Genomic DNA, 18,223 nt, shown 5'->3' on the forward strand with positions numbered 1-18,223 from the left:
GGGTCCCTCCCCGTCGATTTATCTGTAACTTGAGGTAACGGTTACTTCTGGTAGCGTGCGTCACATGGCTCGAACTGTCAAGGGCGGGACGGACGCACGCCGCGAGCGGTGGAAGGGACACCGCGAGGCGCGACGCGCGGAGTTCGTCGAGGCGACCATCCGCGCCGTCGCCAAGCACGGCCCGGACGTCGGCATGGACGAGATCGCCGCCGAGGCGGGCGTGAGCAAGCCCGTGCTCTACCGGCACTTCGCCGACAAGTCCGACCTGTACCTGGCCGTCGGCCGGCGCGGCACCGAGATGCTGATGGACAAGATGGGTCCGGCGATCGAGCACGACGGTCCGATCCGCCCCCGCATCAAGCGCATCGTCGACGCGTACCTGTCGGTGATCGAGGAGCACCCCAACCTGTACCGGTTCGTGGTGCGCAAGTCGTTCACCGACCGCCCGGTCGAGCAGGACGTCGTCAACGAGGACAAGCAGATGATCGCCGCGGCCCTGGCCCGGCTGCTCGGCGACTACCTGCGCGCCTTCGACATGGACTCCGGCGGCGCCGAGCCGTGGGCGCACGCGCTGGTCGGCATGGTGCAGAACGCGGGCGACTGGTGGCTGGACCGCCAGTCCATGACCCGCGCGAGCCTGAGCGACTACCTGACCACGATCATCTGGCACGCCATCGACGGCCTGCTCCGCTCCGCGGGCGTGGAACTCGACCCGGACGCGCCGCTGACCACCGGTTTCCCCGCAGACGACCCGCAGGACGGCCCCCGCTTGCGGGTCGTCGACGTCGAGGAGGCGTGATGTCCGAGGAGCACGAGCACGACGAAGAGGGCTACACCGGCGCGGCCGTGCTGGTGTTCGACGAGCGGGAGGTGCCGGTGAGCGTGGAGCTGCGCGGCTACTTCCAGCCCATCGACGGCCGCTACCACTGGTACGGCCGGGTCGGCGCGAACGAGCAGGTCACCGAGCTGGTGGAGGGCGGTGCGCGGACCGCGCTGCTGCGCACGCCCGACGGCTCGGCGACCGGGTCGCTGACCGACCCCGACCCCTGGCGCCGCTACCGGGTCGCGGGGATCTCCACCCCGCCGTTCACGGTGGGGTGATCAGGGCGAGGAACGCGGAAGGGGCACCCGATCGGGTGCCCCTTCTGATGTCCCGTCACCCGGTCTCGGCGTGGCCGGGCGGTGAGCCGCCGGACGGCCGCTCAGTCGCCGGAGACGAAACCGACCCGGCGGGTGTCGCTCGGACCGATCTCGACGTACGCGATGCGCGCCGCGGGCACCAAGTAGCGGGCGCCCTTCTGGTCGACCAGCACGAGCTGCCCGGTGCCCGTCTTCAGCGCGTCCGCTACCTGCGCCTCGACCTCTTCGGGGGTGAGCCCGCTGGACACCACGAGCTCCCGCGGGCTGTCCGCGATCCCGACCCTGACCTCCACGCTGACCTCCGTGCCGCTTTGATGGCTTCGAAGACCAACCCTAGCCGAGCCCGAGCGCCGTCATGCGCCGCGTGTGGCTCTGCTGGAGGCGGCGGAACAGCGCCGCGATGCCCGCCAGGTCGCCCGAGCCGCGCACGATCAGCTCGGCGAGCCCGTCGCGCTCCGCCACCACGTACTGGGCCTGCGTCAATGCCTCGCCGAGCAGCCGGCGGCCCCACAACGTGAGCCGGTCGCGCAGCGTCGGGTCGTGGTCGCAGGCGGCCCGGACTTCGCGCTCGGCGAACGCCGAGTGGCCCGTGTCGGCCAGCACCGCGAGCACGACCTGCTTGGTCGGCTCGTCCAGCCACTCGGCGACCTCGCGGTAGAAGTCGGCCGCCAGGGCGTCCCCGACGTAGGCCTTCACCAGCGACTCCAGCCACGAGCGGGGCGCGGTGGAGGCGTGGAAGCCGTCGAAGCCCGAGACGAAGGGCCGCATGGCCTCCTCCAGCGAGTGACCGCGCTCGGCCAGGTACCGCTCCAGCAGCGCGTAGTGGCCGATCTCGGCCGCCGCCATCTGCGACAGCGCGGCCCGCCCGGACAGCGTGGGCGCGGTCCGGGCGTCCTCGGCGAGCCGGTCGAACGCCGACAGCTCGCCGTACGCGAGCGCGCCGAGCAGGTCCACGACACCCTCGGCCACCTGGTCCTGTTCACCCACCGCGACCGCCTGGCCCACCGCTGCGTCCACTCCCGGGTCGTTCATACCGGCGAGCCTAGTCGGGTGTCCTTGACAACACCCCAGGCACGCGAAACCGCACTCGACGCCGTGATCCAGCCCGATCGGCCTAGTCGGCGGGTAGACTCGACAGATGACGCCCGGCGCGGCGCGGCCCAGTGGGGGCTCGCAGCGGTGCCGAAGGCTGAACTGCGGCGGCACCGTGCCGCCAGGAGAGGGTGCGCGCACACACCTCGCTGGCCCTCCCGCGACCCGCCCGGCCCCTTGCGGTGGCCCCCAGTGGCGGTGACGCGGTCGAGCGGCCCGTACAGGCCGTGGCGCGCTGGTACGAGAGAGGCGATCACCCTGACCGCGACGAACGAAGAGACCCATATCGACCCGGTGGCCTTGGAGCACAGCGAGGCGGGTGTCCCGGAAGACGACACCTCGCACCCGCTCGTGGCCGACGCCCCGGTCAAACCCGATTCGCCCACGTTCGGCGAGCTGGGCGTGCGCGAGGAGATCGTGCGCTCCCTGGCCGAGGCGGGCATCCACCGCACCTTCGCCATCCAGGAGCTGACGCTGCCGCTGGCCCTGGCCGGCGACGACGTCATCGGCCAGGCGCGCACCGGCACCGGCAAGACGCTGGGCTTCGGCATCCCGCTGCTCCAGCGCATCGTCACCCCCGGTGACGGCACGCCGCAGGCGCTGGTCGTCGTGCCGACGCGTGAGCTGTGCCTCCAGGTCACCCACGACCTGACCGACGCGGCGAAGCACCTCAACGTGCGCGTGCTGGCCATCTACGGCGGCCGGCCGTACGAGCCGCAGATCGCGGCGCTGCGCAAGGGCGTCGACGTGGTCGTCGGCACGCCCGGCCGGTTGCTCGACCTGGCCGAGCAGCGCCACCTGGTGCTGGGCAAGGTGCGCGGCCTGGTGCTGGACGAGGCCGACGAGATGCTCGACCTGGGCTTCCTGCCCGACATCGAGCGGATCCTGCGCATGGTGCCCGACGAGCGGCAGACCATGCTGTTCTCGGCGACCATGCCGGGGCCGATCATCACGCTGGCCCGCACGTTCCTCAACCAGCCCACGCACGTGCGGGCCGAGGAGAACGACGCGGGCGCGATCCACGAGCGCACCGAGCAGTTCGTCTACCGGGCGCACGCGCTTGACAAGTCGGAGCTGCTGGCGCGGGCGTTGCAGGCCCGCGAGCGCGGCCTGTCCATGGTCTTCACCCGCACCAAGCGCACCGCCCAGAAGGTGGCCGACGAGCTGGTCGAGCGCGGTTTCGCCGCGGCGGCCGTGCACGGCGACCTCGGCCAGGGCGCGCGCGAGCAGGCGCTGCGGGCGTTCCGCTCGGGCAAGATCGACGTGCTGGTGGCCACCGACGTGGCGGCCCGCGGCATCGACGTCGAGGGCGTCACGCACGTCATCAACTACCAGTGCCCCGAGGACGAGAAGACCTACGTGCACCGCATCGGCCGCACCGGTCGCGCGGGCCGCACGGGTGTCGCGGTCACGCTGGTCGACTGGGACGAGATGCCCCGGTGGAAGACGATCAGCGACGCGCTCAACCTGGGCAAGCCGGAGCCGGTGGAGACGTACTCGACGTCCGACCACCTGTTCGCCGAGCTGGACATCCCGGCGGGTTCGACCGGTCGGCTGCCGATGGGCCTGCGCACGCGCGCCGGTCTGGACGCCGAGCCCGAGGAGAACCTCAAGGGCGAGAAGAAGACGCGCAAGCGCCGCCGCACGGGCCGCGCGGGCGGTGAGGCGGCACCGGCCGCCGAGACCGGTTCGACCACCGCCGGCGGTGGCAGCACCACCGGCTCCGGGTCGGGCGAGGAGGGCGGCACGCGACCGCGCCGTCGTCGCCGCAGCCGCGCCGGTGTGACGCCGGGCGAGAACGGCACCGCGGCCGAGGCGGGTGCCGAGGTCACCGCGGGCGCGCCGGCGGCGGAGTCGTCCGCCGCACCGGCCGCGGAGGGCGAGCGGCCGCGCAGGCGCAGGCGTCGTCGCACGGGCGGCGAGGGCGAGTCCGCACCCGCGTCCGCCGAGTAGGAGCAGGGCAGGCCGAGTAGGGCATGATCGTGGTGGGCAGCGCGGGTCTGAGCGCTGCCCGGCCCGACGGCCGCCCAACCGGGTGATCACGACCCGGACATGTACGGAAACACCGTTACCGCACCTCGGTTGACGACGAGGCGGCCCGAACCACCCCGGTGCTCCCGGCGAGACCCCTCGCCGGAACGCCGCACGGACGGGCCGCGCGGGACGGAACGTGCCGCCGCCTCACACCGACCTCTTCCCGGTGGTGGCAGCATGTCGCCAGACCGAACGCGACAGATCACCGACCATCGGGAGCCGGGCAGTGGGCCAGCCGGAGCAGGCGGAGTCGAACGGGCAGGTCGTGCTGGACGACGAGGACGTCCTGGCCGAGCCCGAAGAGCCCCAGGTCGAGCAGCGCACCGAGCCGCACGACGAGCCGCACGAGGACGACACGTTCGAGCCGCTGCCGGCCAGGTCCTGGCGCACCAGGGGCGACTTCATCGGCCTGGCCCTGGTCGTGGTCGGCGTGCTGGTGGCGAGCCTCGTCCTGTGGATCACCAGCGACGCCCGCAACACCGTCAGCCAGACCGGCCCGTCCGAGATCACCCCGCTCCAGCCGGTCACCGCGCTGCCGCCGACGCTGTCGGAGATCTGGCGCGCGCCCAGCGACGCGACCCCGGCGCCGGTGAACCTGGACTCCGTCGTGGTCACCGGCGACGGCGGCGAGGTCGTCGGCCGCGACGCGCTGACCGGCGACGTCCGCTGGCGCTACGCCCGCGACTGGCCGCTGTGCACCGTCACCACGGCCTGGGGCCGGGTCTTCGCGGTGCACCGCAAGGAGACCAACTGCTCCGAGGTGACCACCCTGGAGGTCGGTTCCGGCAAGCGCGGCCCGCAGCGCAACGGTGACGCCGAACTCGGCACCCGCCTGCTCAACGAGGGCTCGCACGTGCTGACCACCGGCGAGACGTTCGTCGAGGTCTACCGCCGCGACGACCTGGTCCGCTCGATGGAGTACGGCGCGCTGCGCGCCATCGTGAACCCGAACAAGCAGCCGCGCACCGGGTGCACCTACGGCTCGTTCGCGGTCACCGGCGGCAAGGTCGCGCTGATCGAGCGCTGCCCCGCCCTGGACCCGTCCGACCGGCTCACCGTGCTCAAGCCGAACCCGGAGAAGTCCGACGAGCCGCAGGTCATCACGACCGCGGTGACCGGCGAGACCGGCGCCCGGGTGATCGCGGTGACCGGGAACCGGGTCGCGGTGGCCGTGCCGGGCCGGATCGTGGTGTTCGACTCCGAGACCGGCAGCGCGGTCGGCACCCACGCGGTCGACGTCACCGCCGAGGAACTCGCGGGCGATCCCCCCGGTCGGGTGGCGTCGACGTTCACCAGCACCGCGAACACCTACTGGTTCACCGGGTCGAAGACGGTGGCGCTGTCACTGACCGACCTGACCCCGCTGTGGACCGCGCACGACACCCTCGGCGCGGGCACCACGCTCGCCGGGCGGCTGTTGGTGCCGGTGGAGGACGGGTTGAAGGTGCTCGACCAGGTCACCGGCGAGGAAGTGGCCTCGGTCCCCGTCGACCGCGGCGACCACGCCGGCCCGATCGAGATGGCCACCGAGGGCCCGGTCGTGCTGGAGCAGCGCGGCACCACCCTCGTCGCACTGCGGTAACGCGCCACGCGCCCGGGCGGCCGGTGCGGCAGACTGCCAGACGTGCACTCGCAGTTCAGCCCGCACCGGGCGCAACGCGTGGACCTGCCCGGCAGGTACGGCTCGATCGCGGCCCTGCACGCGCCCGCCGCGGGCCACGACCTGGGCGCCACCGCGCTGCTGGTCCCCGGCTTCACCGGGTCCAAAGAGGACTTCGCGCCGCTGGTCGACCCGATCGCCGAGGCGGGCGTCGAGGTCGTGGCGATCGACCTGCCCGGCCAGCACGAGTCGCCCGGACCGGTGGTGGAGTCCGACTACCGGCCGGAGGTGCTGGGCGCGGCGGTGGCCGAACTAGCCGCGAAGCTGGCCGCCGAGGGCAGGCGCGTGCTGCTGCTGGGTCACTCGTTCGGCGGCCTGGTGGCACGCGGCGCGGTGCTGGCGGGCGCGCCCGTGGCCGGGTTGACGCTGATGTCGTCCGGCCCGTCCGAACTGCCACCTGGCGAGCGCCGCACCGCCCTGGACTACGGCGAGGTCGTGCTCCGCGAACAGGGCATCGAGGCGGCCGTGCAGGTGCACGAGACCCGTCACGCGCTCGACCCGCGCTGGCGGCTGGTCCCGCAGGAGCTGAAGGACTTCTACCACGAGCGGTTCGTCCGCTCGTCGCCCGCCGGGCTGCTGGGCATGGGCGAGGCGCTGCGCACCGAGCCGGACCTGGTCGCCAAGCTGGCCCGCGTCGCGCGCTCGACGGGGATCCCGTGCCTGGTGGTGTGCGGCGCGCTGGACGACGCGTGGTCGGCGGCGAGCCAGCGGGACATGGCCGAGCGCCTCGACGCCGACTTCGCCGTGCTGCCCGGCGTCATGCACAACCCGAACACCGAGGCCCCGGACGCCCTGCTGGCCACGCTCCTGCCGACCTGGCGCGCCTGGCTCTCCTGACCCCTTCGTGGGGGCCACGGTCCGGCTACCCGACCATCGCCTACCCCTCCCACGGCGGGGCGAACCAGCGGTGGGAGCTCGGCTACGACGGCACGATCAGGGAGCAGCGGGAAGGGCTGTGCGCGACCGCGCAGGACGACGAGGTCGTCGGCAGGCCGTGCGACGGCTCGCCCGCCCAGCGGTGGCGGGGCGAGGAGGGCGGACCCTGGATGATCCGGAACATGGACGTCGGCACCTGCGTCACGCACGACGGCTCGGTGCGGCCACTGCTGCTCACCGCGTGCGATCCCCGAGCGGGCCGACCAGCGCTGGCACGTGCGCGGCTGACCGGACGCGGGCACGTCGCCGGACGCCCCCGACCGACGTGCCCGCTCAGCCCGAGGTCACGCCCACCAGTAGAACCACATCGTCAACGCCGCCACCAGCACCACCAGCAGGCCGCACACCGCCACCAGCCAGCCGCGGCGGCGGTCGGCGACGACCTGGGCCACCGCCGCGGCCACGGCCGCCGCGACGTGCCCCGCCACCACGCCCAGCCCAGGGCCGGGCAGGCCGCGGGTGCCCGCGTAGACCTGCACGCCGATCATCGCCAACGCCAACAGCACCAAGCCGACGGCGAGTGCGCCGCTGACGCCTCGCCACAGCCTGGCCAGGCGTGGTTCGGGTCCGCTGTCCACCATCGTCACGCGGCCAACTCTACGGCGCGAGCAACGCCCACGGGTCGAGCGTCGGCGCCGCCCGCTGCCCCTCGGGGCAGGAACGGCGGAAGTCGCACCACGTGCACTGATTGCCGGTGCGCGGCGGGAAGAGGATCTCCGGGTCGCCGCCCGCGGCCAGGGTGTCGGTGGCCAGCCGCAGCTCGTCCGCCGCCTCCTCGGCCCGCGAGACGTGCCGTCCCAGGCTCTCCTCGGTGTGCTCCCACACCGACACCGTGCCCGTCGGCAGGTGGTGCAGCTCGACCCGGTGGCAGGGCTTGCGCAACGTCCGCCGCGCGGCCAGCGCGTACAGGGCCAACGCCTGCGAGCCCCGCGCGTCGTCCACGGTCAGCGCGTGCCGCCCGGTCTTGTAGTCGACGATCACCAGTTCGCCGTCGCGCAGGTCGATCCGGTCGACCCGGCCCTCGGCGACGATCTTCGACGTGGGCGTGGACACCCAGCGCTCGATGCCGACCGGTTCGATCGACGTGTCCAGCTCGGTGACGTAGTCGCGCACCCACCCGACCGCGCGGTCCCGGTACACGGCCGCCTGCTCCGCGTCGCGGAAGCCGTCGTTCTTCCACTGCCGGTGCAGCAACGCCACCGCCTGCTCGGGGCTGCGGCGCTGCGAGGGCAGGTCGAACAGGGCCTTCAACGCGTTGTGCACCACCGCGCCCAGGGTGTTGTGCGCCCACGCCCCACCGCGCGGCGGCGACGGCCGGTCGAGGTAGGCCATGCGGAACCGACGCGGGCAGTCCGCCCACGTGGCGAGCTTCGCCGGCGTCACCCGCACCAGCTTCTGCGGCATCGCGCCGAAGTCGAACCCCAACTGTTCCTGCACGCTCGCAACGCTACCGAGACGGTCCGACAGGGTTGATGGCCGCTGCTCCGCAGACGGCGGCGAGATCGCCGGGAAGTCGGTCGTTCGCGCTCTGATTCCCCGACGATCGAAGAGCGTGATCGCCGGGGAATGAGGACGCGAACGACCGACGCGATCTCGCGGAAGTGCAGGTGGGTGGGGTAGGTGAGCGGGACGGGTGGAGTAGGTGAGCGCCGCTTCCGGCCACCGCGCCGCGAGGTCGCGTCGATCGTTCGTGGCTCATCTTCCGACGATCACGCTTTTCGATCGTCGGAAGATCAGGCGCGAGCGGTCGACTTCCAGGCGACCTCGCCGCCGTCTGCGGAGCAGCGGCCATCAACACCGTTAGCCGACGATGATCTTGCAGCCGGTGGCCCGGTCGGCCAGGGCGTCCAAGACCTCCGGCGACGTGGTCTCCGCGCCGAGCCGCACGGTCTTGTTCGTGCCGTGGTAGTCGCTGGAACCGGTGGTCAGCAGGCCCAGCTCCCCCGCCAGGCCGCGCAGCCGCACCCGCGTCGACGGGTCGTGGTCGGGGTGGTCGACCTCGACGCCGGCCAGGCCGAGCGCCGCCAGGTCGGCGACCACCTGGTCGGTCACGATCGGGCCGCGCGAGACGGCGAAGGGGTGTGCCAGCACCGTCACACCGCCGGCCTCGGTGATCATCTCGATCGCGCGCGCCACGGGCGTGTCGGTGCGCGGCACGTAGTAGCGGCCGCCGGTGAGGTACCTGGCGAACGCCTCGTCCACGGTGGCCACCACGCCCGCCCGGATCAGCGCCATGGCGAGGTGCGGACGCCCGGCGGGCGCGTCGGCCGGCATGGCCGCCATCAGCTCGTCCGGGTCGATGGGAAAACCGTCCTCCACCATCCGCTCGGCCATCCGGCGCAGCCGGTGCCGTCGTTCCAGGCGCAGCCGGAGCTGCTCCTCGACCAACGCGGTGGAGGTGTGGTCGTACAGGTAGGCGAGCAGGTGGACGGTGATGACCCGGCCCCGGCCGTCGTCGGAGGCGCAGGACAGCTCCGCGCCGCGCACCAGCCTCAGGCCGGGTGGCAGCGCGTTGGCCGCCTCCACCCAGCCGGCGGCGGTGTCGTGGTCGGTGAGCGCGACCGCGTTCAAGCCGGCGGCGGCCGCGGCCGCCACCAGCTCCGCGGGCGTGTCGGTGCCGTCGGACTCGGTCGAGTGGGTGTGCAGGTCGATGCGCACCCGACCAGTCTGAACTACGGCACCATCTTCTTGCCGCGCGCCGCCCGTTGCGCCTTGATCATCGAGAAGCGCTCCGCCTGGGCCTTCTTGTCACCGAAGGTCAACTCCGAGATGGCGTCGTAGACCTCCTCGGGGTTGGGCAGGTACTCGATCCGGTTGAGGGCCTGGATCTGACCCGCCGACTCCACGACCAGGGTGCCGAAGCCGAACATGCGCCCGAGCACCGAGCGCTCGTAGGTGAGGTCGGTGACCTTGCTGATCGGCATCATGGCGACCTTGGTCTCGAAGACCCCCGAGGAGATCATGAACCTCTTGTCGGTGACGACGATCCGCTCCACCCACCACTCCATGACGAAGTAGGCCAGCCTGAGCAGCACGAACAGCGAGGCGTACCAGAGGATGTTCTGGATGATGCCGGCGTTGTCGGGCAGCAGGTAGGAGATCATCATGGCGCCGGCCAGCAGCGCCGCCGCCTCCAGGAGGTCCCAGAGGAGGCTGCTCCAGTGCCTGCGGACCCGGATGACCCGACGCTCCGTGGGCAGGAGGTACTCGTCGGGGTCCCGTGGTGCGAACATGCCTTCGACCTCTCGCCGTGGGGGAGGAGTCGGGCGACTCAGAACAATTGTTTCACGAAGGTGATGAGCGCCTCAGCGGCTGTCCGGAGCGTGCCCAGGATGTTCTGCACCAGCTGAGCCGCCTGCTGAGGCTCCGCGATGAGGAAGAACAGGACCAAGCCGACCCCGGCGAAAGTGAGAATCTTCTTCAGATTCACGGTGATCAACCCCGTTCGCTACCCGCACCCGTTTGGCGCCAGTGAAAACCGTTGTACCGCACTCCGCGACACGTCGGGAGATTTGTACCGCACTTGGGTCAGCGGTCTGCACCGCCAACCCGGTGTGACTACGCTAGGTGATCGTGACGGCCGAACGTGACCTCCGGATCCGCTGTGTCGGCGGCATCGTCCATGACTCGAACGGGCGACTACTACTCGTCCGCAGGCGCAATCCCCCAGGTGAGGGACTGTGGTCGTTACCGGGTGGTCGAGTGGAATCCGGCGAATCCGACGAGACCGCAATTATGCGGGAATTGCTCGAAGAAACGGGACTCTCCGTGACCGTCGGGCCGTTGATCGGGATCGTCACCCGTCCGGCGCCACGGGGCGTGTTCGAGATCCACGACTACGTCTGCCAGGTGCGATCGGGGGTGCTCCGACCGGGGGACGACGCTTCGGACGCGTGTTGGGCCGATGCTGCGATCTTGGCCACACTCCCACTGACCGAGATGCTGCACCACACCCTGGAGGGGTGGGGGCAGCTCCCCCGCGGCTGATCGACTTCGCCCGATCAGGGGAGCCGGACCGCCGTCGTCACGGAAACCGACCGGCCGCCGTCACGGGAGCCAGATCAGCCGTTGCCCGTGCGGCGCGGTCCTGGCCAGCGCCTGCGCCGACCGCACCTCGGCGTCCTCGACCCGGACCAAGCCGACCACGCCGAACACCGACTCGTCCGGTCCGGGCCGCAGGTCGTCACGCCCCGGCAGCACGTGGACCAGCCCCGCCGCGTAGCTCTCGTGGCTCAGCCACCACAGCGGCCGGCCGAGGTCGCGCAGCGCGCGGACGAACTCCTCCCCCGCCAGGTACGGCAGGACGTTGCTGGTCAGGACCACCAGCGGCAGGTCGTCGGGCACGCGGGCGGCGGCCTTGCCCAGGTCGGCCACCGCGTCGCCGACCACGAACTCCGGCGGCGACTTGCGCTGCACGGTCGCGGCCACGCCGAACAGCCGCAAGCGCTCCGGCTGATCGGCCCACACGCACGCTTCGAGCCACGCGTAGGTGTCCTCGTCGGTCAGGTCGGCGGGCGCCCGGTCCAGGCCCACCTTGGCCGCGACCTTCACCGCTTTGGGGATCTTCGGCAGCTCCGCGCCGGGTGCCAGCTCCAACGCGCAGTGCAGCCCGAGCGCCGCCTTGGTCGGTCCGGCGACCAGCTGCCCGGCCTGCTGGGTCTGGTAGCGGTAGCCGTACTGGTCCAGCCCGAGCAGCAGACCGGCCGAGCAGCCGACCTCCAGCAGCCCGACCGGTCCCTTGACCCGCGCCAGCGCCGGGTACAGCAGCGTGGCCCGGCGCACCTCGTTGGTCTGCACGGTGCGGCGGGAGATCAGCTCGCGCATCCGGTCGGCCCGGTCCAGCACGAACTGCCGGAACAGCGGCCACGTGCTCTCGTCCGCGCCGTAGGTGCCGCCCAACGACGGGTAGAAGTTGGACAGCGCGTGGTACGGCTCGGCCTGCACGAGCCGGTGCGCCGCCGCCAGGAGCAGGGTCGGGTACGCGAACCGCTCCGGGGCGGCGGTCAGCAGCCCGGCGACCTCCGGATCGTCCGCGGCGTGCGTGGCCAGGTGCTCGTAGAGCGGCGAGACGCCGTGGGCCTCGCTCCGGGCGAACCGGGCCAGTCGTTGCCGCACCAGATCCAGCGAGGTCACGTCACTCCTCTGTGTTGATCCCTGCCCCAGCCGGCTCGTGCCCGACCACCGGCTCAGCCGACTCGTGCCCAACCACCGGCTCAGCCGACTCGTGCCCAACCACCGGCTCAGCCGACTCGTGCCCAACCACCGGCTCAGCCGGCCGAGGGCACGGGCCTGCCCGGCTGCTCGCCGCCGCGTGCCTCGCCGTAGGAGCGCTTGGGCACCATGACCTTCCGGCGGAACACGCAGACGACCGTTCCATCCTGTTTGTACCCGCGCGTCTCGACGTGGACCACGCCGCGGTCGTCCTTGGACTTCGACGGCGTCTTGTCCAGCACCTCGGTCTCACCGTAGATGGTGTCGCCGTGGAAGGTGGGCTTCACGTGCTTGAGCGACTCCACCTCCAGGTTGGCGATGGCCTTGCCCGACACGTCGGGCACCGACATGCCCAGCAGCAGCGAGTAGACGTAGTTCCCGACCACCACGTTCTTGCCGAAGTCGGTGGTCTCCGCCGCGTAGTGCGCGTCCATGTGCAGCGGGTGGTGGTTCATGGTGAGCAGGCAGAACAGGTGGTCGTCGTACTCGGTGACCGTCTTCCCGGGCCAGTGCTTGTAGACCGCGCCGACCTCGAACTCCTCGTAGTAACGCCCGAACTGCACCGCACGCCTCCGTTGGCCGGCAACTGGTGATCGGGTCGGTGTGATCGAGGACCACACCGACCGGGGGGACAGTGTGAGCACCGGGGGAGTACCCTCGGCAACTGGTCTGTGAGCGACTACACCGCCGCGGACGGCCGACCCGAGGAGGTGAGGACTACCGATGAGTAACGACCCCCATCCTGCGAGTACCTCGCGCGTCCTCATCGGGGAGCCGGCTTTCCACAGCTAGGCCCAGCGGTACCGGTCGGGACGTGCCGTCGTCGTTCGTCGAGTCGACGCTCCCCCACCTGGAGGACCCGTGCCCAGCTTGCCCTCGCTCGGCGGTCTGAGAGGCCGCGCGCCCGAGCGCCCCTCCGTGCCCATCCCCGTGCCGCTGTCGCACTACGTCGTGGACTGCGGCGTCTACGTCGACGGCACGCGCCTGCCGGGCCGCTGGTCGCACACCGACGCGGTCGAGGAGGTGCGCAAGCGCGGTGACGGTTTCGTCTGGATCGGGCTGCACGAGCCGGACGAGCAGCAGATCCAGGGCGTCGCGGACACGTTCGGGCTGCACGAGCTGGCCGTCGAGGACGCCGTGCACGCGCACCAGCGGCCCAAGCTCGAACGCTACGACAACATGCTGTTCATGGTCCTCAAGACCGTCCGGTACATCCAGAACTCCTCGCCCGACACGGCCAATGAGATCGTCGAGAGCGGCGAGGTCATGGTGTTCCTCGGCCGGGACTTCGTGGTGACGGTCCGGCACGGCAACCACTCGGGCTTGGCCGCGGTGCGGCGCGAGCTGGAGGAGGAGCCCGACCGGCTGCGCCACGGTCCGGCCGCGGTGCTGTACGCCATCGCCGACCACGTGGTCGACAACTACCTCGACGTGACCGACCACATCGAGGACGACATCGACCAGATGGAGGCGCTGGTCTTCCAGCCGCGCAGCCGGGTCAGCGCCGACCAGATCTACCTGATGAAGCGCGAGGTGCTGGAGCTGCGCCGGGCGGTGATGCCGCTGGCCGTGCCGCTGCGGCGGTTGGCGGAGGGCTACACCCCGCTGATCCCCGAGCAGGTGCGCTCGTACTTCCGCGACGTCGACGACCACCTCACCGAGGTGTCCGAGCGCGTGATCAACTTCGACGAGCTGCTGACCACGCTGGTCAACGCGGTGCTGGCGAAGATCACGCTCCAGCAGAACTCGGACATGCGCAAGCTCGCCGCGTGGGTGGCGATCATCTCCGTGCCGACCATGGTGGTCGGCGTGTACGGCATGAACTTCGACTTCATGCCGGAGACGCACTGGAAGTACGGCTACCCCATGGTGATCGCCGTGATCCTCGTGGTCTGCCTGACGCTGTACCGAATATTCCGTCGCAACCAGTGGCTGTAGCAGCCCTTCCCCCTTACCCCTTCGTGCGACGGGATGGTCCGACCATGACCAGAATGCTCACCAACCTGCGGTTCTGGGTCCTCACGTTCCTGATCGGCTGGCTCGCCACCGTGACCCTGCTGATCGCCAACGGCAGCTGAGTCGTCGGCCGCTGCTCCGCAGACGGCGGCTCGGTCGACGCGACCTCGCGGGGCGGTGCGAGGGCGGCGGGCGCGGGAACGTCAGTTCCAGGGCGCGGTGTCCCAGGTGAACGGGATGCCGTGGCCCACGCCCGTGCCCAGGCGCAGCGAGATGCCGGCCGGCCACAGCTTCAGCAGCAGCCGGAACTCGTAGGTGCCCGCCGTGTGCGTGCGCCTGGGCTCGTAGACCAGCAGCGCCAGCGGCGCCATCGGGGTGGCCCGGGCGGCGGCGTCGGCGAGGATCGCGCGGCCCATGGCGCGGTCGGCCGGTGACGCGTACTGCCAGACCACCGAGTGCCAGACCACGGTCAGCACGTCGCGCTCCGGCCGTGCGAGCTGCTCGGCCAGCCACTCGGGGCCGGTGGCGGGCCGCACCGGGACCGGGTCGATCCTGGCCAGCTCGACGGCGGCCTGGAGGCGTTCGAAGCGGTCCACCTGGTCGCCCCACACGAACGACGACAGGTGCAGCCGCCCGTCCTCTGTGGACACGTCGACGGGGTTGAGGTCGCAGCCCGCGCGCCGGACCAGGCGCAGGTTGTGGCCGAAGTCGACCGGCGGCCGGCCCGACCACCGGGGGTCGAGGGTGAACGGGCTGCCCGGGTCGCCGAACGTCGTGCCGTCGACCCGGTAGGCGATGTGGTGCGGGCGCAGGTTCAGGCCGCCGGACGCGCCGACCTCCAGCAGGCGGATCGGGAACGTGGCCCGGCGGCCGACCTCGGCCGCGGCCAGGTGGGTGGCGGTCTGCAGGCCGCCGAACAGCGGCGCGCTGCGGCCCGGCTCGTTGGTCTGCACGACCGTGGACGTGACCAGGGCGTGCAGCTCGTCGGCGAGCTCGTGCAGCACGGGCAGCGCGTCGTCCCAGAGGGTGTCCAGGTCGGGTTTGCCGCCCGCGGTCGGGTAGTGCTTGGCCAGCGCCGGCGCGCGCCCCTCCAGCACGAGCCGGTGCACGGCGCCCGCGAACCGCAGGCCGGGCACGGCGCCCTGCCGGTCGCACTCGGCGCCCGCCATCACCCGCGCGGTGACGCCACCGCGCGCCAAGTCGTCCGCCGCCGACACCAGCAGGGTGTGGGTGAGCGGGCTGTGCACTTGGCAGGCGCGGGACGCGTCGAGGAACAACTCGGCGAGCACACCCGTGACGCTAACCCGATTTCCCTTGTGCGGCAGTAGGAGGACCGTGGTTTTCACCCTTTCACCGACGAGGTGTCACCGGCGGCGGCAACGCTTAGGCTCGGTGGGTGCCGAAGGTGCTCGCGGTGGCGGACGAGGTCGTCGAGCGGCTGTGGACCGACCGGGTCCGCGCGCTCGACGTCGACCTGGTCGTCGCGGCCGGTGACCTGCCGTTCGACTACCTGGAGTACCTGGCGGGCGCGTTGGACCGGCCGTGCGTGTTCGTGCCGGGCAACCACGACGCCGACCTGACCGGCTACTCGAACGTGCGCGGCCTGTGGACCAAGGCGGGCATCCCGACGCGCTGGCCGGGACCGGCGGGCGCCGTGAACGCCGACGAACGGGTCGTGGACGTGGCCGGCCTGCGGATCGCCGGTCTCGGCGGGTCGATCCGCTACAGCGGCGGGCCGAACCAGTGGACCGAGCGCGGGCAGGCGCGGCGGCTGCGGCGGGTGCTGCGGGCCGCCCGGTGGCGGCGGCTGCGCGACGGGCGCGGGGTGGACGTGCTGCTCACCCACTCGCCGCCGGCGGGCTGCGGCGACGAGCCGGACCCGCCGCACCGCGGGTTCGCGTGCCTGCACGAGGCCGTGCGGCGGTTGCGGCCACCGATCATGCTGCACGGGCACATCCACCCGCACGGCGAGGTGAAGCCGGACCGGGACCTCGACGGGACGCGGGTGGTGAACGTGGTGGGTCACAAGGTGCTGGACATCCCGTCCGGGTCGCCCCGGGGACGATTGCCCTGACGAGGAGGAGTGACGTGCCACGTGACACCGGTTTCCCGCGGGCCGACGCGGAGAACGACTTCCTGCGCGCCCGCCGCCGCCAGGTGATGTCGCGGTTGGCCGCGTGGCTGCGCCGCGAGCCCGACGACGTGAACATCATGCTGCCGTTCCACGAGGTGGTGGAGTCGCTGGGGATGCTCAGCGAGCGGCGGCTGGGGTTGCAGGTGGTCCGGTTGGACTCGATCGTCGGCAGCGTGGACCGGACCCGCGACTTCGACCGGCGGTTCCGGCCCACGTCGGCACGGGTGCGCGAGCGGTGGCAGCGGTTGGCGCTGGCGCAGCGGCGGGGCGAGGCGGTGCCGCCGATCGAGGTGTACCGGGTCGGTGACCTGCACTTCGTCCAGGACGGGCACCACCGGGTGTCGGTGGCGCACGCGTTGGGCCTGAAGGTGATCGACGCGTACGTGACGGAGGTCGTGACGCGGATCGCGGCGCACGGCATCCGGCACCGCGGCGACCTGATCGTGAAGGACTACCGGCGGCTGTTCCTGGAGCGGGTGCCGTTGGGCGGGCAGGCGCGGGCGGCGGTGCTGCTGTCGGACCCGTGGGAGTACGCCGAGCTGGGCGAGCACGTGGAGGCGTGGGGTTTCCGGCTGATGCAGGACGAGGGCGTGTTCCTGGACCGGGCGACGGTCGCGCGGCGCTGGTACGCCGAGGAGTACCAGCCGGTGGTGGGGATGCTGCGGCAGGCCGACCTGGTCGGCGACCGCACCGAGACCGAGGCCTACGTGTGGGTGGCGGCCGAGCGGTACCGGCTGATCCGCACGCACCGGTGGGACCAGGACGTCATCGCCACGCTGCGCTCGCGCCGGTGAGCTACCGCTGCTCCTCCAGCTTCGGCAGCGGGCGGGCCCGGTCCATCACCCGGTCCGTGTAGGTGTCCAGCAGCCGGGTCGCGACCTGCTGGCCGTAGCCGAGGATCACGGCCCACAGCAGCAGGGCCGCCTGGGACGCCACGCCGATCAGGCCGGTCGTCACGCCGGCGCCGAGGGCGAGGATGCCGACCACCGCCAGCGCCGCGCCCAGCAGCACCTTGATCATGGCCTGGTAGCCGACCATCACGTACGGGGAGAGGCTGGGGCGGCGGCGCAGGAGCAGCACGACGGCGGACAGCACCGCGCCGAACGCGCCGAACACCTGGATCAGCCACACGTCCGTGCTCGCCGCGGTCTTGCCCGACGGGCACACCGTCGGCAGCTTCTCCGCGCTCACGCACATCGGGACCAGCCCGGGTTCGAGCAGGCCGACGACGCCGAGCACGGTGTTGACCGCGAACAGCACGACCGAGGTGGCGATCAGCTTGTTGCGCAGCGCCCGTGACCCGGCATGGGCGAAGTCGGAGGCGTCGAACGCGGCCCGCAGCGCGTCCACCACGATCTCCCGCTCCACCGCGAGCGGGAACTCGCCCGGCCGCATCTCCTCCAGCGCGACCCGCCGCGGGTCGTCCTCGTCCAGGTTCTCGGCGACCCTGGCCTTGAGTCCGGGCAGCCGCCCGAGGAACCCGTTGCCGGCCGCCACGACCGCGATCTCGGCCTCGTGCAACGACCGCCAGGCCCGCTCGATGTGCCAGCCGGACCACCACGACGCCACCGTCCGCCACCGCGACTCGGTGCGCGTGATCATGTCCTCGACCACGGCCGCCTCCTGCTCGGCCACCGCCCGCCACTGCTGGCTCTCCTGGTCGAGCGGATCGGGCGGACCGAGCGCGGCGAGGTCGGCGCGCACGCGGTCCAGCCGCGACTGGACCACCAGCCGCCAGTCCGTGACCCGAGGGGTGCGCGTGCCCACGTCCAGCATCGTCGCAGGAAGGACCACCCATCAGGCGATCACCCGAAGGAGTGGTGACTACGCAAGGTCCGCGCCGGTCAACTGTCGGCGACCAGCGAGTCGGCGAACTCGACGACGACCGCGACCACTTCGGCGAACGTCGGAGGCAACCGGTCACCGTCACCGCCCAGTCGCTGCTTGAACGCCCGATACGCCTTCTCGCGCTGCTCCGCCAACCTCCCGACCACCTCGGAGAGTCGCCGGAGTTCCACACCCCGGTGCGCGGTCGTCGCCCGCAACGCCGCCCGCACCGC

At 71.9% G+C, this 18,223-nt stretch carries 21 protein-coding genes and 1 pseudogene; 10 read left to right on the forward strand and 12 right to left on the reverse strand.

Features of this window, described 5'->3' with window-relative positions; all coding sequences use genetic code 11:
- The first annotated feature begins 64 nt into the window (after positions 1 to 64).
- Positions 65 to 799 carry a TetR/AcrR family transcriptional regulator gene (locus AB0K14_RS24205; RefSeq protein ID WP_360458856.1) on the forward strand — a complete coding sequence of 245 codons (735 nt, stop codon included), beginning with the start codon at positions 65 to 67 and terminating at the stop codon, positions 797 to 799.
- Positions 799 to 1,101, forward strand: coding sequence for a DUF4873 domain-containing protein (locus AB0K14_RS24210; RefSeq protein ID WP_360458854.1), 303 nt, complete (start codon positions 799 to 801; stop codon positions 1,099 to 1,101). The genes AB0K14_RS24205 and AB0K14_RS24210 overlap by 1 nt, the downstream gene beginning before the upstream one ends.
- A gap of 101 nt (positions 1,102 to 1,202) precedes the next feature.
- Here AB0K14_RS24210 and AB0K14_RS24215 read toward each other — a convergent pair whose 3' ends face one another.
- The gene (locus AB0K14_RS24215; RefSeq protein WP_360458852.1) at positions 1,203 to 1,433 is read right to left on the reverse strand and encodes a DUF3107 domain-containing protein; all 231 of its coding nucleotides are present in this window, start codon (positions 1,431 to 1,433) and stop codon (positions 1,203 to 1,205) included.
- A 40-nt stretch (positions 1,434 to 1,473) separates the two neighbouring features.
- Complete coding sequence (locus tag AB0K14_RS24220) at positions 1,474 to 2,172, reverse strand: ferritin-like fold-containing protein (protein ID WP_360458850.1); 699 nt, start codon at positions 2,170 to 2,172, stop codon at positions 1,474 to 1,476.
- Between the two features lie 354 nt (positions 2,173 to 2,526).
- On the opposite strand from AB0K14_RS24220, the gene AB0K14_RS24225 reads away from it, so the two are divergent.
- From AB0K14_RS24225 to AB0K14_RS24240, 4 genes and pseudogenes are all read left to right on the forward strand, one after another.
- Positions 2,527 to 4,185 (forward strand): DEAD/DEAH box helicase, encoded by a 1,659-nt coding sequence (locus AB0K14_RS24225; protein ID WP_360458848.1) that lies wholly within the window; start codon positions 2,527 to 2,529, stop codon positions 4,183 to 4,185.
- A 307-nt stretch (positions 4,186 to 4,492) separates the two neighbouring features.
- Positions 4,493 to 5,848, forward strand: coding sequence for a PQQ-binding-like beta-propeller repeat protein (locus AB0K14_RS24230; RefSeq protein WP_360458846.1), 1,356 nt, complete (start codon positions 4,493 to 4,495; stop codon positions 5,846 to 5,848).
- A gap of 42 nt (positions 5,849 to 5,890) precedes the next feature.
- Positions 5,891 to 6,763: an alpha/beta hydrolase gene (locus tag AB0K14_RS24235; RefSeq protein WP_360458844.1), complete on the forward strand. Its 873-nt coding sequence runs from the start codon at positions 5,891 to 5,893 to the stop codon at positions 6,761 to 6,763.
- Between the two features lie 35 nt (positions 6,764 to 6,798).
- A pseudogene (locus AB0K14_RS24240) lies at positions 6,799 to 6,996 on the forward strand (RICIN domain-containing protein); the annotation flags it as partial.
- Positions 6,997 to 7,146: 150 nt separating this feature from the next.
- Here the strand turns inward: AB0K14_RS24240 and AB0K14_RS24245 are convergent.
- The 5 genes from AB0K14_RS24245 to AB0K14_RS24265 form a co-directional block, all read right to left on the reverse strand.
- Positions 7,147 to 7,449, reverse strand: a complete 303-nt coding sequence (locus tag AB0K14_RS24245; protein ID WP_360458842.1) for a hypothetical protein — start codon at positions 7,447 to 7,449, stop codon at positions 7,147 to 7,149.
- 10 nt (positions 7,450 to 7,459) lie between these two features.
- Positions 7,460 to 8,299, reverse strand: coding sequence for a PD-(D/E)XK nuclease family protein (locus tag AB0K14_RS24250; RefSeq protein WP_360458840.1), 840 nt, complete (start codon positions 8,297 to 8,299; stop codon positions 7,460 to 7,462).
- Between the two features lie 363 nt (positions 8,300 to 8,662).
- Positions 8,663 to 9,520 carry a PHP domain-containing protein gene (locus tag AB0K14_RS24255; RefSeq protein WP_360453823.1) on the reverse strand — a complete coding sequence of 286 codons (858 nt, stop codon included), beginning with the start codon at positions 9,518 to 9,520 and terminating at the stop codon, positions 8,663 to 8,665.
- 14 nt (positions 9,521 to 9,534) lie between these two features.
- Positions 9,535 to 10,095 (reverse strand): PH domain-containing protein, encoded by a 561-nt coding sequence (locus AB0K14_RS24260; protein ID WP_360453820.1) that lies wholly within the window; start codon positions 10,093 to 10,095, stop codon positions 9,535 to 9,537.
- Positions 10,096 to 10,133: 38 nt separating this feature from the next.
- Positions 10,134 to 10,292 carry a hypothetical protein gene (locus AB0K14_RS24265; protein ID WP_360453817.1) on the reverse strand — a complete coding sequence of 53 codons (159 nt, stop codon included), beginning with the start codon at positions 10,290 to 10,292 and terminating at the stop codon, positions 10,134 to 10,136.
- Positions 10,293 to 10,435: 143 nt separating this feature from the next.
- On the opposite strand from AB0K14_RS24265, the gene AB0K14_RS24270 reads away from it, so the two are divergent.
- Positions 10,436 to 10,849 (forward strand): NUDIX domain-containing protein, encoded by a 414-nt coding sequence (locus AB0K14_RS24270; RefSeq protein WP_364338761.1) that lies wholly within the window; start codon positions 10,436 to 10,438, stop codon positions 10,847 to 10,849.
- A 60-nt stretch (positions 10,850 to 10,909) separates the two neighbouring features.
- On the opposite strand, the gene AB0K14_RS24275 is transcribed toward AB0K14_RS24270, so the two are convergent.
- Both AB0K14_RS24275 and AB0K14_RS24280 read right to left on the reverse strand, forming a co-directional pair.
- On the reverse strand, positions 10,910 to 11,995 hold the full coding sequence (locus AB0K14_RS24275) for a DUF2332 domain-containing protein (RefSeq protein WP_360453811.1): 1,086 nt from the start codon (positions 11,993 to 11,995) through the stop codon (positions 10,910 to 10,912).
- 134 nt (positions 11,996 to 12,129) lie between these two features.
- Positions 12,130 to 12,636, reverse strand: a complete 507-nt coding sequence (locus AB0K14_RS24280) for a MaoC family dehydratase (protein ID WP_360453808.1) — start codon at positions 12,634 to 12,636, stop codon at positions 12,130 to 12,132.
- Between the two features lie 298 nt (positions 12,637 to 12,934).
- Between AB0K14_RS24280 and corA the strand changes: the two genes are divergently transcribed.
- Entirely contained in the window at positions 12,935 to 14,011 is a 1,077-nt protein-coding gene (gene corA / locus AB0K14_RS24285; protein WP_360453806.1) for a magnesium/cobalt transporter CorA, read from the forward strand.
- A 221-nt stretch (positions 14,012 to 14,232) separates the two neighbouring features.
- On the opposite strand, the gene AB0K14_RS24290 is transcribed toward corA, so the two are convergent.
- Positions 14,233 to 15,318 (reverse strand): DUF2332 domain-containing protein, encoded by a 1,086-nt coding sequence (locus AB0K14_RS24290; protein WP_360453804.1) that lies wholly within the window; start codon positions 15,316 to 15,318, stop codon positions 14,233 to 14,235.
- A gap of 107 nt (positions 15,319 to 15,425) precedes the next feature.
- Between AB0K14_RS24290 and AB0K14_RS24295 the strand changes: the two genes are divergently transcribed.
- Together AB0K14_RS24295 and AB0K14_RS24300 are read left to right on the forward strand one after the other, a co-directional pair.
- Complete coding sequence (locus AB0K14_RS24295) at positions 15,426 to 16,103, forward strand: metallophosphoesterase (protein ID WP_360453802.1); 678 nt, start codon at positions 15,426 to 15,428, stop codon at positions 16,101 to 16,103.
- Positions 16,104 to 16,117: 14 nt separating this feature from the next.
- Entirely contained in the window at positions 16,118 to 16,957 is an 840-nt protein-coding gene (locus AB0K14_RS24300; RefSeq protein WP_360453800.1) for a chromosome partitioning protein ParB, read from the forward strand.
- Between the two features lies 1 nt (position 16,958).
- On the opposite strand, the gene AB0K14_RS24305 is transcribed toward AB0K14_RS24300, so the two are convergent.
- Both AB0K14_RS24305 and AB0K14_RS24310 read right to left on the reverse strand, forming a co-directional pair.
- Complete coding sequence (locus AB0K14_RS24305) at positions 16,959 to 17,930, reverse strand: hypothetical protein (protein ID WP_360453797.1); 972 nt, start codon at positions 17,928 to 17,930, stop codon at positions 16,959 to 16,961.
- 77 nt (positions 17,931 to 18,007) lie between these two features.
- On the reverse strand, positions 18,008 to 18,220 hold the full coding sequence (locus AB0K14_RS24310; protein WP_360453795.1) for a hypothetical protein: 213 nt from the start codon (positions 18,218 to 18,220) through the stop codon (positions 18,008 to 18,010).
- Positions 18,221 to 18,223: the final 3 nt, after the last annotated feature.

This window comes from Actinosynnema sp. NPDC050801, assembly GCF_040673975.1.
In the GTDB taxonomy this organism is placed as follows: Bacteria; Actinomycetota; Actinomycetes; order Mycobacteriales; family Pseudonocardiaceae; genus Actinosynnema.

Bases quoted from the DNA above. Each gene is read 5' to 3' on its own strand.
- AB0K14_RS24210 (WP_360458854.1), top strand. From the start codon at position 799: ATGTCCGAGGAGCACGAGCACGACGAAGAGGGCTACACCGGCGCGGCC.
- AB0K14_RS24205 (WP_360458856.1), top strand. From the start codon at position 65: ATGGCTCGAACTGTCAAGGGCGGGACGGACGCACGCCGCGAGCGGTGG.
- AB0K14_RS24260 (WP_360453820.1), bottom strand. From the start codon at position 10,095: ATGTTCGCACCACGGGACCCCGACGAGTACCTCCTGCCCACGGAGCGT.
- AB0K14_RS24220 (WP_360458850.1), bottom strand. From the start codon at position 2,172: ATGAACGACCCGGGAGTGGACGCAGCGGTGGGCCAGGCGGTCGCGGTG.